Origin of the sequence: Kitasatospora sp. NPDC059571, assembly GCF_042735675.1 — a bacterium.
Lineage (GTDB): Bacteria > Actinomycetota > Actinomycetes > Streptomycetales > Streptomycetaceae > Kitasatospora.
The window spans coordinates 1-12,616 of record NZ_JBHWBW010000211.1 but is presented as its reverse complement, the minus strand read 5'-3'; the positions used below and the strand labels follow the sequence as shown (position 1 = coordinate 12,616).

The window sequence follows — 12,616 nt, the reverse complement described above, 5'->3', positions numbered from 1 at the left end:
CCCCACGGCTGTGTCGCCGCCCGCGGGAGGCGCGCCCTACGGGCAGCGCACCACCTGGCCGGCGTAGGCGAGGCCGCCGCCGAAGCCGAAGAGCAGCACCGGGTCGCCGGAGCGCAGCTCGCCGCGCTCGACCAGCTTGGAGAGCGCCAGCGGGATCGAGGCGGCCGAGGTGTTGCCGGAGTCGACCACGTCGCGGGCGATCACGGCGTCCGGCCCGGTGCCCAGCTTGGCGGCGATCGCGTCGATGATCCGCAGGTTCGCCTGGTGGGCCACGAAGCCGCGCAGCTCCGAGGGGTCCAGGCCGGCCTTGTGGCAGGTCTCCCGAGCCAGCGGGGCGATCTTGGTGGTCGCCCAGCGGAACACCGCCTGGCCCTGCTGGCTGATGGTCGGGTCCCAGCCGGTGATCACCACGGCGTCGCCCTTCTCGGGCTCGGAGCCCCAGACCACCGGCCCGATGCCCGCCTGCTCGTCCGGTACGGCCTCCACCACGGCCGCGCCGGCGCCGTCGCCGAAGATCACGCAGGTGGAGCGGTCGGTCCAGTCGATGGTGTCGGACATCCGCTCGGCCCCGATCACCAGGGCCCGGGTCGCCGCGCCGGCCCGGATCGCGTGGTCGGCGGTGGCCAGCGCGTACGAGAAGCCCGAGCAGACGGTGTTGATGTCGTACGCGGCCGGGGCGGTGATCCCCAGCCGGGCGGCGACGGCGGCCGCGGTGTTGGGGCTGCGCTCGACGGCGGTGCAGGTGGCGACCACGACCAGGTCGATGTCCGCGGCGTGCCGGCCGCCCGCGGCGAGGGCCTTCTGGGCGGCCTCGACGGCCAGGTCGACCAGGGTCTCGTCGACCGCGATGTGCCTGGTGCGGATGCCGACCCGGGAGCGGATCCACTCGTCGTCGGTGTCGACCAGCTTCGCCAGGTCGTCGTTGGTGAGGACCTTGGGCGGCTGGTAGTGGCCGAGCGCCACGATGCGGGAGGCGGTCATACATCAACTCAACCGGGTTACCGGCGGGTCGCCCGGTGACGCCCCGGTACAGGATCCGGTGTCGTTCGCTGTAGGGGGGTGACAAAGCCCCCCGTATCGCACGGCTCAGGTGGCCAGGGTGGCCGCGTCGCCCATCGCGATCATCGGGTGTGCGGCCGGGTCGAGCGTGCGGATCAGCTCGATCATGTCCGCCTCGGGCAGCGAGACGCAGGCGTGCGTCGGGCCGCCGTGGTCGACGTGCAGCCAGACGCCGCCGCCCTTGGCCGCGCCCTCCGGGTAGGTGGTGTCGAGCGGCGAGCGGCCGGCCACCCGGTTGTAGTTGATCGCCACCACGTAGTCGAAGGAGCCGGCCAGCTGCTCCCCGTTGAAGCCGGTGCCGCCGACCACGAAGTGCGAGTCCCGGTCGTACGGCAGCTTGCTGCCCGGGTCGGCCTTGCGGCCGCCCGCGTCGGTCAGCGCGAAGACGCCGACCGGGCTGTGCAGGTCGCCGGACTTCTTGGTCTGCGTCCAGCCCTTGTAGCCGTTGTGCCCGGCCCAGGCCTGCCCGGCCCGCCAGCGGCCGTCGGGCGTGCGCGTCCAGAGCGTGACGGTGGTGTCGGAGGAGTCCTTGTCCTTGCCGGAGGCGACGACCAGCTGGGTCGTCTCGGCGGGGATCTTCGCCAGGAAGGACGGACCGAGCCCGGGGACGACCGCCACCGTGCCGTCGTTGCGGTCGGAGCGGTCGGCGACCGGCGCCTCGGTGCGGGCGTCGGCCGGCAGCGGGGCGAGGTCGGCGCGCTGCACGTCGGCCTCGGTGCGGTCCTGGGCGCCCGCGCTGGTGAGTCCGGGCAGCTGCACGCGCCCCTGGCCGACGGTGAACCAGCCGGCCGCGGCGGCCAGCAGCATCGCCGTACCGCCCATCAGGGCCTTGCCCGTGCGGCGCTTCTTGGCCTTCCGCCGGTGTCCGCGGCCCCGCGGCGCGGTGCCCTCCGCACTGCTGCGGGGGCCCGGCACGGCGGCCGAGCGGCGGTGGGCGGAGGCACGGTGGGAACCGGACATGGGGACGATCCTCCCAAAGTCCCCGGCGGAAGCGAAACCCGGGGCGTGTGGTGAGCCTGTGAGCATACGCGGCCCGAGGGGTGCCCGGGCCGTGCCCGGGGCCGCCGCCACCGGGTTGCGGGGGCGTGCGCGGCGGACGGCGCGCGCGGCGCCCAGAACGCGCCCGGACACGCGCCGGGCCCGCCGGCGGTGGTCCGCCGTCGGGCCCGCGGGTGCGCGGAGCGCCGGGTCAGAGGCGCATGGCCTGCGGGGTCTCGCGGCGCGTCAGGTCAGGCCCGTCGTACTCGCGGATGACCTCGTAGCGGGTGTTGCGCTCGACCGGGCGGAAGCCGGCGTCGCGGATCAGGTCGAGCAGGTCGTCGCGGCCCAGCTTGTTCGGCGTGCCGAAGTTGTCCGCGTCGTGGGTGATCTTGTACTCGACCACCGATCCGTCCATGTCGTCGGCGCCGTGACTGAGCGCCAGCTGCGCGGTGGTGACGCCGTGCATCACCCAGAACACCTTGACGTGCGGGACGTTGTCGAAGAGCAGCCGGGAGACCGCGAAGGTCTTCAGCGCCTCGGCGCCGGTGGCCATCTCGGTGCGGTCCATCAGCCGGTTGCGGACGATGCCGTCCTTGGAGTCGTGGAAGTCGTGCTGGTAGCGCAGCGGGATGAAGACCTGGAAGCCGCCGGTCTCGTCCTGCAGCTCGCGCAGCCGCAGCACGTGGTCGACCCGGTGGCGGGGCTCCTCGATGTGCCCGTACAGCATGGTGCACGGGGTCTTGAGGCCCTTCTCGTGCGCCAGGCGGTGGATCCGCGACCAGTCCTCCCAGTGGGTGGCGTGGTCGACGATGTGCTGGCGGACCTCCCAGTCGAAGATCTCCGCGCCGCCGCCGGTGAGCGACTCCAGGCCGGCGTCGATCAGCTCGTCGAGGATCTCGGACGCGGACAGGCCGCTGATCTTCTCGAACCAGTGGATCTCGGTGGCGGTGAAGGCCTTCAGCGAGACGTTCGGCAGGGCGCTCTTCAGCTCCCGCAGCGAGCGCGGGTAGTACCGCCAGGGCAGCGTGGGGTGCAGGCCGTTGACGATGTGGAGCTCGGTGAGGGACTCCGACTCCATCGCCTTGGCGAGGCGCACGGCCTCCTCGATGCGCATGGTGTACGCGTCCTTCTCGCCCGGCTTGCGCTGGAACGAGCAGTAGGCGCAGGAGGCGGAGCAGACGTTGGTCATGTTGAGGTGGCGGTTGACGTTGAAGTGGACGACGTCGCCGTTCTTCTGCGTCCGCACGTGGTGCGCCAGCCCGCCCAGCCAGGCCAGGTCGTCGCTCTCGTAGAGGGCGATGCCGTCCTCGCGGGTCAGCCGCTCGCCCGCGTAGACCTTCGCCTCCAGCTCGCGCTTGAGCCCTGCGTCCATGCGGTGAACCGCCCTCTCGTACCTGCGGGAACAATGCCGGAACCGAGACTACGCCTTGCACCCGCGGGGCCGTCCGCAGGGGCGCGGCCGACCGGCGGGCCGGTCACTGCGCCAGCAGCTCCGCGAGCAGCGCGGGCTCGATGTTGCCGCCGCTGACCACGGCCGCGGCGACCCGGCCGCCGACCTCGTCCGCGCGGTGGAACCAGCCGGCCGCGGCGACCGCGCCGGACGGCTCGGCGACCAGCCGGCCGCGCCGGGCCAGCAGGGCGACGGTGGCGCGGATCTCGTCCTCGGTGACGGTGACGATGTCGTCCACGTACGCCGTCAGGTGGCGGAACGGCAGCACGCCGAGCGACGGGGTGCGCAGCCCGTCCGCGATGGTGCGGTAGGTGTCCTCGACCGGCCAGGCGAGGTGCTCGCCGGCCCGCAGGCTGGCCTGGGCGTCGGCGGCGAGCTCGGGCTCGACGCCGACCACCCGCACCCCGGGGCAGGTCAGCTTGAGGGCGGCGGCGGTGCCGGAGATCAGTCCGCCGCCGCTGACCGGCACCAGCACGGTGTCCAGCTCGTCGGGGGCGTCCTCGGCGATCTCCAGGCCGACCGTGCCCTGCCCGGCGATGATGTACGGGTCGTCGTACGGGGGCACCCAGACGTAGCCGTGCCGCTCGACCAGTTCGGCGGGCAGGGTGTCGCGCTCGCCGGGGGCGACCAGGATCACCTCGGAGCCGAAGGCCCGGGTGTTGGCGACCTTCACGGCGGGCGAGGTGTCGGGCATGACGATGACGGCCTTGATGCCGAGCAGCGCGGCCGCGTACGCGACCGCCTGGGCGTGGTTGCCGCTCGACTGCGCGACCACACCGCGCGAGCGCTCCTCGGCGGTCATCGCCGACAGCCGGTTGTAGGCGCCGCGCAGCTTGAAGGCGCCGGTCGGCTGGAGGCTCTCCGGCTTCAGCCACAGGCGCCGGTCGCCGTCCGCCGCCCACGGGCAGGGCAGCAGCGGGGTGCGTACCGCCACTCCGGCGATCCGCCGCTGCGCGGCGCGCAGCTCCTCCAGTCCGACCAGTGTCATGCCGTCCGTCCCTCCTCGGTGTGTCCGCCGGCGCTCCGGGTCACTCCCCGGCGACCAGCGGCAGTTCGCTGACCCGGCTCTCCCACTTGGTGGAGAGGACCACCGTCGTGCGGGTGCGGGCGACGCCCTTGGTGCCGGAGATGCGCTTGACCACCGACTCCAGGCCCTCCACGTCGGGGACGCGGACCTTGAGCATGTAGGAGTCGTCGCCGGCGATGAACCAGCAGTCCTCCACCTCGGGGAGGTCCTTGAGCCGGTGCGCGACGTCCTCGTGGTCGGCCGCGTCGGTGAGCTGAAGGCCGATCAGGGCGGTCACCCCGAAGCCGAGCGAGGCCGGGTTGACCGTGGCGCGGTAGCCGGTGATCACCCCGGCCTGCTCCAGGCGGTTGATGCGGTCGGTCACGCTGGGCCCCGACAGGCCGACGAGCCGGCCCAGCTCCGCGTACGAGGCGCGGCCGTTCTCCCGCAGCGCCTGGATGAGCTGTCTGTCCACGGTGTCCATATGCCTGCCAGCGTCCTTCCGAACCTCACCCGACCCAGAGATCATTATCCGGATTCGAAGGCGCTGTGCGCGGATCAACCCGGATATCGCAAAGAACATACTCTCCCGGCCCGGCCGGTCTCACTCGGCCTTGGCCGCCGCTCCCAGTTCGCCCTCCCAGCGCCGGTACAGGGCGTGCGGGACGGCGACCGCGTCGAGCACGCGGCCGGCCACGAAGTCGACCAGTTCACGGGCGGTGGAGCCGCCCGCGTAGAAGCCGGGCGAGGCGGGGAGCACCACGGCACCCTGGGCGTCGAGTTCGACGAGGTGCTTCAGCGTCACCCCATCGAGGGGGGTCTCGCGCAGGCAGACCACCAGGGGCCGGCGCTCCTTGAGGGTGACGGCGGCGGCGCGCTGCAGCAGGTCCTTGCTGAGGCCGAGGGCGATGCCGGCGACCGCGCCGGTGGTGGCGGGGACGACCAGCATGCCCTTGGCCGGGTAGGAGCCGGAGGACGGGCCGGCCGCGAAGTCGCCGGCGGCCCAGTAGCGCACGTCGCCCGGTTCGGCACCGAGCCACTGCGCGAGGTCGGTGCGCCAGTGGGCGTCGCGGAAGGAGATGCCGGTCTCGTCCAGGATGGTGAGCCGGGCGGCCCGGCTCACCACCAGGTCCACCGACTCGCCCGCCGCGAAGAGCGCGCGGAGCACCGACGCCGCGTACGGCGTCCCGGACGCTCCGGACACCCCGACCACCCACGGCCTGCGCACCTGCTGCTGATCGCTCATGCCCCGACCCTAGGTGGTGCCGGGAGGGCGGGGGCGGGCGGCCGGACGCGGCAGACCGCTGCGGCGGGCGGGTCCGGCGGGGCAGGATGGACGGCATGGCCGAGACGCTGATCGACCTCACCCATCCGGTGACCACCGGCATGCCGGTCTATCCGGGCGACCCGGCGGTGGAGCTCACCGCGGCCCTGACCACCGCCACTGCCGGGGTCAACGTGCTGGCGCTGCACCTGGGTTCGCAGTCCGGGACGCACGTGGACGCGCCGTACCACGTGGACGTCACCTGGCCGACCCTGGACGGGCTGCCGCTGGAGATGTTCACCGGGCCCGCGGTCGTCGCCGACCTGCGGGGGCTGGAGCCGCGCTCGGCGGTGACGGCCGCCCGGCTCGGGCCGGCGCTGGCCCTGGCGGAGCGGACGCCGGGCGCGCTGCTGCTGCTGGCGACCGGCTGGCCGCGGCACTGGGGCAGCGACCACTACCTGGCACACCCGTACCTGACCGCGGAGGCGGCGCGGGCGGTCGTGGCCGCGGGGATCCGCACGGTGGGGGTGGACGCGCTGTCGGTGGACCCGACGCCGGAGCCCGGTCCGGCCGACCCGGCGGTCGCGGCGCTGCTCGCGGAGCTGGCGGACGAGCACGACCCGGCGGCGGAGGAGCCGAGCCTGGCGGCGCACCGGGTGCTGCTGGGCCGGCCCGGCGGCGGGGTGATCGCGGAGAACCTGGCCGATCTGACGCCGCTGCTGGCGGCGCAGGAGGCGGGTGCGCCGATCGAGGTGTCGCTCTTCCCGCTGCGGCTGGCCGCGGCGGACGGCGCCCCGGTGCGGGCGGTGGCGCGGATCGGCTGACCGCCGCCGCGGCCGGGGGCCGACCGGCCCGCGATAGATCATTTACAGGTCTAGACCATGCCTCGGGTGCGCCGCTACGCTCCCCTTCCATGGCAGAGATCTCCGGAGTGGTGGAGCGGATCTGGCGCTACCCGGTGAAGTCCACCGGCGGCGAACGGCTCGACACCGTCGAGGTGGACGGGCGCGGCCTGGCCGGCGACCGCCTCTACGCCGTGCGGGACGGCTCCGGCAGGCTCGGCTCCGGCAAGAACACCCGCCGCTTCCGCCGGATGGACGGCCTGCTGCGGCTCGGCTCCCGGCTCGGCCCCCGGCTCGGCGCCCCGCAGCTGCTCGACCCGCTCGGCAGCCCGGTCGAGGACGCGGACGCCTTCCTCCGCGCCTACCTGGAACGCGAGGACGTGGCGCTGGCCCGCGAGGACGCCGTCCCGCACTTCGACCAGCTGCCGGTCTCCGTCCTCACCACCGCGACCCTGGACTGGGTCCGGGCCGCCGTCCCGGCCGCGGTCGTCGACGAGCGGCGCTTTCGCCCCAACATCCTGCTGCGCACGCCCGCGGGCACGCCGCCGTTCGTCGAGGACACCTGGTTCGGCCGGGAGGGCCGGGTCCGCGGCGGGGTACGCCTCGCCTTCGTCCGGTCCAGCGAGCGGTGCGCGATGACCGGGCTCGCCCAGCCGGGCCTGCCGCACGCGCCGGAGATCCTCCGGGCGATCACGCTGGCCCACGACGGCCGGCTGGACGCCCTCGCCACCGTCGCCCGCCCCGGCCGGCTGCGGGTGGGCGACGCCATGGCGCTGGCCTGAGGCCCCCGGGCCGGCCGGTCAGCCCGTCACGGCCACCGGCGCGTCCCAGGCGTTGCGGTCCACGGTCAGCGTCACGCCGCCGTACGTCTCGCGCTGGTTCACCTGGTACTGGTGGCCGCGGTTGCGCCCGGTGAACAGCCCGGCGTCGTAGGGGAAGCTGCCGGTGGTGTCCGCGGCGCCGTCGTACTTGGCGTACCAGAGGGCGTCCGGCAGGTCGGGCAGGCCCTGCGCGGCGGCCCGGGCGATGCCGGCCGCGCTGGAGGAGGCGAAGCCGTAGAAGCCCGGCCGGTAGCCCTTGGCCCGCACGGCCCGGTCGAAGGACTGTGTGTAGGCCAGCACCGCGTCCGCGCAGGCGGTGTCCGCGGTGTTGTAGGCCTCCACGTCCAGGTACAGCGGGGTGCCGGCCCGCATGCCCAGCGCAGAGGCCTTGGCCACCGCATCGGCGCCGTCCGCCGCACCCAGCGGCACCGCGGTGTCCGCGGTGATCTTCTCCGGGCTGCTGCCGGTCTGGCACGGCGGCTGCGCGCCGACGTACAGCGGGATCAGCTTCCAGCCGGACCCGCTCACCGACGCCACCCAGTCCGCGCTCAGCTGCGGCTGGGCGCAGCCGCGGTTGCGGCCGCCGACGTAGACCGCCGCCGCGCCGTAGGGGGAGGCGGTGCGCCAGGCGTTCATGGCCGTGAGCGAGGGTGCGGTGCAGGTGTCGAAGGCCAGGCCGGTGAAGGCGCCGTTGTCGCTCAGCCGCGGGCCGGAGCGCGACGGTGGGGACCCGATCTCGGGGAGCGCGGAGGCCGCCGCGGTGGGCGGGGCGGAGGCGGATCCGGACGGGGAGGCGTCCGCGGCCGCCGGTGCCGTGCCGCCCGGCGCCGGGGCCCCGCTCCCCGAGGGGTCGGGGTCGGCCGGGCCGGTGGTGCCGTCCACCGGGTCCGTGGCGTCGGCCCGGGCCGCGGAGTCGGCGGCCGTCGGGGCCGCCGTCGGGACGACGCCGGCGGCGTACGCCACCGCCGCGGAGCCGGCCACGAGCAGGGCGGCCACGGACAGGACGGCGCCACGCCGTCTCGGGGTGCGGCGGCGCGTGGGCACGGATTCCTCCCGGCAGGTGGACGGCGTCGGTACGACTACCTATCACCTGCCGTGGCGCCGCCCGCAGTCGGGGGCCCCTCCGATCCGGCGAGGACCAGGCAGAACGGGTGCCCGGCCGGGTCGGTGTAGACGCGCCAGCCGCTCTCGCCGGCCTTCAGCACCGCCCCGAGCTCCAGCACCCTCCGCTCGGCCTCCTCCAGGTCGGCGACCTCGACGTCCAGGTGCATCTGCTGGGGGTGCGCCGGATCGGGCCACATCGGCGGGCGGTAGTCCTCCACCCGCTGGAAGCCGAGCACCATGCCGCCGGGCGCGTGCACGGTCGACCACTCGGCGTCCAGCGACCAGCGCGGGTCCGGGCGGTCGACCTCCCCGTCGAGCAGGGCGCCGTAGAAGTGCGCCAGACCCGCGGGGTAGTGGCAGTCCAGCACCACGCACTGCAGCTTTCCGATCATCGGTACCACTCCTCGGGAGCATCGGTCGGTCACCCGTACACGTCTCCAGGATCCGACGCGGCACGCCCGCCCGGCCGGTCGGCGCGCGCAGCGGGTGGTGGTTCCCCCGAGCAGCGGTGGACGCCGCCCTCCGGGAGCGCCTCGCCGACTCCGCCGCGGAGGTCCGCGCCCACGCCCGCCTCGCCCTCCGGTCCCCCGTCGGCCAGCAACGCGCATGCGCCGGGGGCGCGGGGAAGTCCCCGCGCCCCCGGTGGCAGGCCGTGTGCTCGCCGGTGCTCCCGGCGGGCCGTCAGATCCCCAGGCCCCGGAGGATCAGGTCGAGGAGGGCGAACGCGAACAGCGAGATGCCGACGAAGCCGTTGGTGGTGAAGAAGGCGCGGTTGAGCCGCGACAGGTCGCCCGGCTTCACGATGCTGTGCTCGTACAGGAAGGCGCCGACGACCACCAGGAGCCCGACCCAGAAGGCCGGGCCGGCGTCGGTCAGCACCGCGTACCAGGCGAGCAGCACGGTGGTGACGGCGTGGCAGGCGCGGGCCCCGTACAGGGCGGCCGGGACACCGAAGCGGGCCGGCACCGAGCGGACGCCCTCGGCGCGGTCGGCGGCCACGTCCTGGCAGCCGAAGATCAGGTCGAACCCGCCGATCCAGATACCGACGGCCAGGCCCAGCACCACGGCGTCCCAGGACCAGCGGCCGGTGACGGCCAGCCAGGCGCCGACCGGGCCCATCGCCTGGGCCAGGCCCAGGATGGCGTGCGGGAAGTCGGTGAACCGCTTGCCGTACGGGTAGACCACCATCGGGACGACGGCGACCGGGGCCAGCGCCAGGCAGAGCGGGTTGAGCAGGGCCGCCGCGCCGAGGAAGACCACCAGGGCGACGGCCGAGCCGGTGTACGCGGTGCGCAGCGAGACCGCGCCGGTGACCAGCTCACGGCCGGCGGTGCGCGGGTTCCGGGCGTCGATCTCGCGGTCGATGATCCGGTTGGCGGCCATCGCGAAGGTGCGCAGGCCGACCATGCAGACGGTGACGATGAGCAGCTGGCCCCAGTGCACCCGCCGGTCGGCGAGGAACATCGCGGTGAGTGCGGCGATGTACGCGAACGGCAGGGCGAAGACCGAGTGCTCGATCATGACCAGGCGCAGGAACGCCTTGATCTTGCCGGGCGGGACCTCGTATGCGGCGGCCGTGGTCACAGCCCGTACTCCTTCCAGCGCTTGGTCACCAGAGCGGCGGTCGCGGGGTCGGAGGCGACCATCTCGGGCCATCCGCCGTCGCGGGTGTAGCCCTCCTCGGGCAGCTTGCGGGTGGCGTCGATGCCGGCCTTGCCGCCCCAGAACTGCTGGTAGGAGGCGTGGTCGAGGTGGTCGACCGGGCCCTCGACGACGACCAGGTCGCGGCTGTAGTCGGTGTTGCCGAGCGCCCGCCAGGCGACCTCGTGGTAGTCGTGCACGTCGCAGTCGGCGTCCACCACGATGATCAGCTTGGTCAGCGACATCATGTGGGCGCCCCAGATGGCGTGCATGACCTTCTGGGCGTGCTTGGGGTACTTCTTGTCGATCGAGACGATGACGCAGTTGTGGAAGCCGCCCGCCTCGGGCAGGTCGTAGTCGACGATGTCCGGGATGATGATCTTGAGCAGCGGCAGGAAGAACCGCTCGGTGAACTTGCCCAGCGGGCCGTCCTCGGTCGGCGGCCGGCCGACCACGATGGACTGGAGCAGCGGGCGGCGGCGCATCGTCACGCAGTCGATGGTCAGCGCCGGGAACGGCTCCTGCGGCGTGTAGAAGCCGGTGTGGTCGCCGAACGGCCCCTCGGGCAGCATCTCGCCGGGCTCAAGCCAGCCCTCCAGGACCACCTCGGCGTCGGCCGGCACCTGCAGCGGGACGGTCTTGCAGTCGACCATCCGCACCCGCTCGCCGGCCACGAAGCCGGCGAACAGGTACTCGTCGATGTCACCGGGCAGCGGCGCGGTCGCCGCGTAGGTCACGGCCGGCGGGCAGCCGAAGGCGATCGCGACGGGCAGCCGCTCGCCGCGCTTGGCGGCGACCGCGGCGTGGTTGCGGCTGTCCTTGTGGATCTGCCAGTGCATCCCGATGGTGCGCTTGTCGTGGCGCTGCAGGCGGTACAGGCCGAGGTTGCGGACGCCGGTGTCCGGGTCCTTGGTGTGGGTCAGGCCCAGGTTGAAGAACGAGCCGCCGTCCAGCGGCCAGGTGAACAGGGCGGGCAGCTGCTCCAGGTCGACCTCGTCGCCGGTGAGCACGATCTCCTGCACCGGCGCGTCGCCGGACTTCACGTGCTTCGGCGGCACGTGCGCCATCGAGGCGAGCTTGCCGAAGGCGTCCCGGAAGCCGGTGAAGCCCTGCGGCAGCTCGGGCTTGAGCAGGCCGGCGATCTTCTCGGAGATCTCGTCCGGCGACTTCAGGCCGAGGGCCTTGGCGAGCCTGCGCTCGGTGCCGAAGACGTTCATCGCGAGCGGCATCGCCGCACCCTTGACGTTCTCGAAGAGCAGGGCCGGGCCCTTGGCCTTCTGGACCCGGTCGACGATCTCCCCGATCTCCAGGTACGGATCCACCTCGGTCTTGATCCGCTTGAGGTCGCCCTCGCGTTCCAGGGCGCGGAGGAAGGAGCGGAGATCGTCGTATGCCATAGGGGTCAGTATCCGACACGGGTTACCCTGGCCCCGCCAAGGGCCCGTGTTCCGCCACGGCTCCGCCGCTCTCCGGGGGGACCACCGTCGTGCTGCGCATCCTGCTCGTGCTGCTCCCGCTCGTCCTGTGGGTGTGGGCGTTCATCGACTGCCTGACCACCCCGGAGGAGCACGTCCGCCACCTGCCGAAGGTGGTGTGGGTGATCATCGTGCTGCTCTTCCCCCTGGTCGGCTCGCTCGCCTGGCTGGCCGTGGGCCGGCGGCGCGGCGCACGGCGCACGGCCGGCGGCCCGGGCGCACCGGCGGCGGCCGGCGCCGGCCGGCCGGGGCGGACCTTCGTCGCCCCCGACGACAACCCGGAGTTCCTGGCGTCGCTCGACCGGGCCAACGGGGCGGACCAGCAGCGGCTGCGGCAGTGGGAGGCCGACCTGCGGCGCCGCGAGGAGGAGCTGCGCCGAAAGGACGAGCCGGAGGGCGACAGCCGCGGCTGATCGCGATTTGGCGCTTCCCTACCATCCCCGGCGTCCGTCCCGGCCCTCGGCCGGCCACCGCCGGACGTCCCCGTACCGCCCGAACGGGCCTGGAGCGGGGTCGGATCCGACCCCGCCAAACCGGCTCTGACCTGCCGTTTCACCCCTTTCGCCACACCGTGTGACCACCCCTGCGGCACCCCCGTGGAGACCTGCCGGAGCCCGCACCGACCGCTGGGCGCACTGTACGGACTGTGCGCCCTGCACAGGTTCTGGGGCCCGACCTTGTACGGAATCGACGCCGAGCGGCGGCGGCCTTGCCTCGTAGTGTCGTAGGTGAAGAAGTGTTCGCCGCCGGAGCAGTCGCGGGATCGCAGGCCGCCCTGCCGGACAGTTCCCTCACACTTGGAGTGGTTCGAGATGACGGTTCTGCACGATGCGCCGGTCGGCGACGAGATCCCCGCGATCCCGGCCGACGCACGCGGGCGGGTGGCCGAGCTGCACGAGCTGCGGGAGCGGGTTCGCCGCGGGCCGAGCGAGAAGGCGACCGAGGCGCAGCACGCGAAGGGGAAGCTGACGGC

Annotated in this window: 13 protein-coding genes; 3 read left to right on the top strand and 10 right to left on the bottom strand. The window is 73.8% G+C overall.

All coding sequences use genetic code 11. The annotated features are described in order from the left end of the window. Positions 1–36: 36 nt before the first annotated feature. The 6 genes from ACFV0G_RS22450 to ACFV0G_RS22425 form a co-directional block, all read right to left on the bottom strand. Positions 37–981, bottom strand: a complete 945-nt coding sequence (locus ACFV0G_RS22450) for a beta-ketoacyl-ACP synthase III (RefSeq protein ID WP_380550617.1) — start codon at positions 979–981, stop codon at positions 37–39. A gap of 105 nt (positions 982–1,086) precedes the next feature. Continuing rightward, positions 1,087–2,019, bottom strand: a complete 933-nt coding sequence (locus tag ACFV0G_RS22445; protein WP_380550614.1) for a hypothetical protein — start codon at positions 2,017–2,019, stop codon at positions 1,087–1,089. 229 nt (positions 2,020–2,248) lie between these two features. Further along, entirely contained in the window at positions 2,249–3,412 is a 1,164-nt protein-coding gene (mqnE, locus tag ACFV0G_RS22440; RefSeq protein ID WP_380550611.1) for an aminofutalosine synthase MqnE, read from the bottom strand. 103 nt (positions 3,413–3,515) lie between these two features. Continuing rightward, positions 3,516–4,478: a threonine/serine dehydratase gene (locus ACFV0G_RS22435; RefSeq protein ID WP_380550608.1), complete on the bottom strand. Its 963-nt coding sequence runs from the start codon at positions 4,476–4,478 to the stop codon at positions 3,516–3,518. Between the two features lie 40 nt (positions 4,479–4,518). Next, the gene (locus ACFV0G_RS22430; RefSeq protein WP_380550605.1) at positions 4,519–4,980 is read right to left on the bottom strand and encodes an Lrp/AsnC family transcriptional regulator; all 462 of its coding nucleotides are present in this window, start codon (positions 4,978–4,980) and stop codon (positions 4,519–4,521) included. Positions 4,981–5,100: 120 nt separating this feature from the next. Then, complete coding sequence (locus ACFV0G_RS22425; protein WP_380550602.1) at positions 5,101–5,742, bottom strand: UbiX family flavin prenyltransferase; 642 nt, start codon at positions 5,740–5,742, stop codon at positions 5,101–5,103. A gap of 95 nt (positions 5,743–5,837) precedes the next feature. Here ACFV0G_RS22425 and ACFV0G_RS22420 point away from each other — a divergent pair, with 95 nt between their 5' ends. Further along, on the top strand, positions 5,838–6,584 hold the full coding sequence (locus ACFV0G_RS22420) for a cyclase family protein (protein WP_380550600.1): 747 nt from the start codon (positions 5,838–5,840) through the stop codon (positions 6,582–6,584). Positions 6,585–6,673: 89 nt separating this feature from the next. Further along, the gene (locus tag ACFV0G_RS22415; protein WP_380550597.1) at positions 6,674–7,384 is read left to right on the top strand and encodes an MOSC domain-containing protein; all 711 of its coding nucleotides are present in this window, start codon (positions 6,674–6,676) and stop codon (positions 7,382–7,384) included. 18 nt (positions 7,385–7,402) lie between these two features. Here ACFV0G_RS22415 and ACFV0G_RS22410 read toward each other — a convergent pair whose 3' ends face one another. From ACFV0G_RS22410 to ACFV0G_RS22395, 4 genes are all read right to left on the bottom strand, one after another. After that, entirely contained in the window at positions 7,403–8,467 is a 1,065-nt protein-coding gene (locus tag ACFV0G_RS22410; RefSeq protein WP_380550594.1) for a glycoside hydrolase domain-containing protein, read from the bottom strand. Between the two features lie 35 nt (positions 8,468–8,502). Beyond that, on the bottom strand, positions 8,503–8,919 hold the full coding sequence (locus ACFV0G_RS22405) for a VOC family protein (protein WP_380550591.1): 417 nt from the start codon (positions 8,917–8,919) through the stop codon (positions 8,503–8,505). 289 nt (positions 8,920–9,208) lie between these two features. Further along, positions 9,209–10,111, bottom strand: coding sequence for a menaquinone biosynthesis prenyltransferase MqnP (gene mqnP, locus ACFV0G_RS22400; RefSeq protein ID WP_380550588.1), 903 nt, complete (start codon positions 10,109–10,111; stop codon positions 9,209–9,211). Next, positions 10,108–11,565, bottom strand: coding sequence for a menaquinone biosynthesis decarboxylase (locus tag ACFV0G_RS22395; RefSeq protein ID WP_380550584.1), 1,458 nt, complete (start codon positions 11,563–11,565; stop codon positions 10,108–10,110). The genes mqnP and ACFV0G_RS22395 overlap by 4 nt, the downstream gene beginning before the upstream one ends. Before the next feature lie 89 nt (positions 11,566–11,654). Between ACFV0G_RS22395 and ACFV0G_RS22390 the strand changes: the two genes are divergently transcribed. Continuing rightward, positions 11,655–12,056: a PLD nuclease N-terminal domain-containing protein gene (locus tag ACFV0G_RS22390; RefSeq protein WP_380550581.1), complete on the top strand. Its 402-nt coding sequence runs from the start codon at positions 11,655–11,657 to the stop codon at positions 12,054–12,056. Positions 12,057–12,616 lie beyond the last annotated feature (560 nt).

What these genes read in the sequence shown, in the direction of transcription:
- ACFV0G_RS22405 (WP_380550591.1), bottom strand. Translation starts at nt 8,919, where the DNA reads ATGATCGGAAAGCTGCAGTGCGTGGTGCTGGACTGCCACTACCCCGCG.
- ACFV0G_RS22415 (WP_380550597.1), top strand. Translation starts at nt 6,674, where the DNA reads ATGGCAGAGATCTCCGGAGTGGTGGAGCGGATCTGGCGCTACCCGGTG.
- ACFV0G_RS22395 (WP_380550584.1), bottom strand. Translation starts at nt 11,565, where the DNA reads ATGGCATACGACGATCTCCGCTCCTTCCTCCGCGCCCTGGAACGCGAG.
- ACFV0G_RS22450 (WP_380550617.1), bottom strand. Translation starts at nt 981, where the DNA reads ATGACCGCCTCCCGCATCGTGGCGCTCGGCCACTACCAGCCGCCCAAG.
- mqnE (WP_380550611.1), bottom strand. Translation starts at nt 3,412, where the DNA reads ATGGACGCAGGGCTCAAGCGCGAGCTGGAGGCGAAGGTCTACGCGGGC.
- ACFV0G_RS22445 (WP_380550614.1), bottom strand. Translation starts at nt 2,019, where the DNA reads ATGTCCGGTTCCCACCGTGCCTCCGCCCACCGCCGCTCGGCCGCCGTG.
- ACFV0G_RS22430 (WP_380550605.1), bottom strand. Translation starts at nt 4,980, where the DNA reads ATGGACACCGTGGACAGACAGCTCATCCAGGCGCTGCGGGAGAACGGC.
- ACFV0G_RS22435 (WP_380550608.1), bottom strand. Translation starts at nt 4,478, where the DNA reads ATGACACTGGTCGGACTGGAGGAGCTGCGCGCCGCGCAGCGGCGGATC.
- ACFV0G_RS22420 (WP_380550600.1), top strand. Translation starts at nt 5,838, where the DNA reads ATGGCCGAGACGCTGATCGACCTCACCCATCCGGTGACCACCGGCATG.
- ACFV0G_RS22425 (WP_380550602.1), bottom strand. Translation starts at nt 5,742, where the DNA reads ATGAGCGATCAGCAGCAGGTGCGCAGGCCGTGGGTGGTCGGGGTGTCC.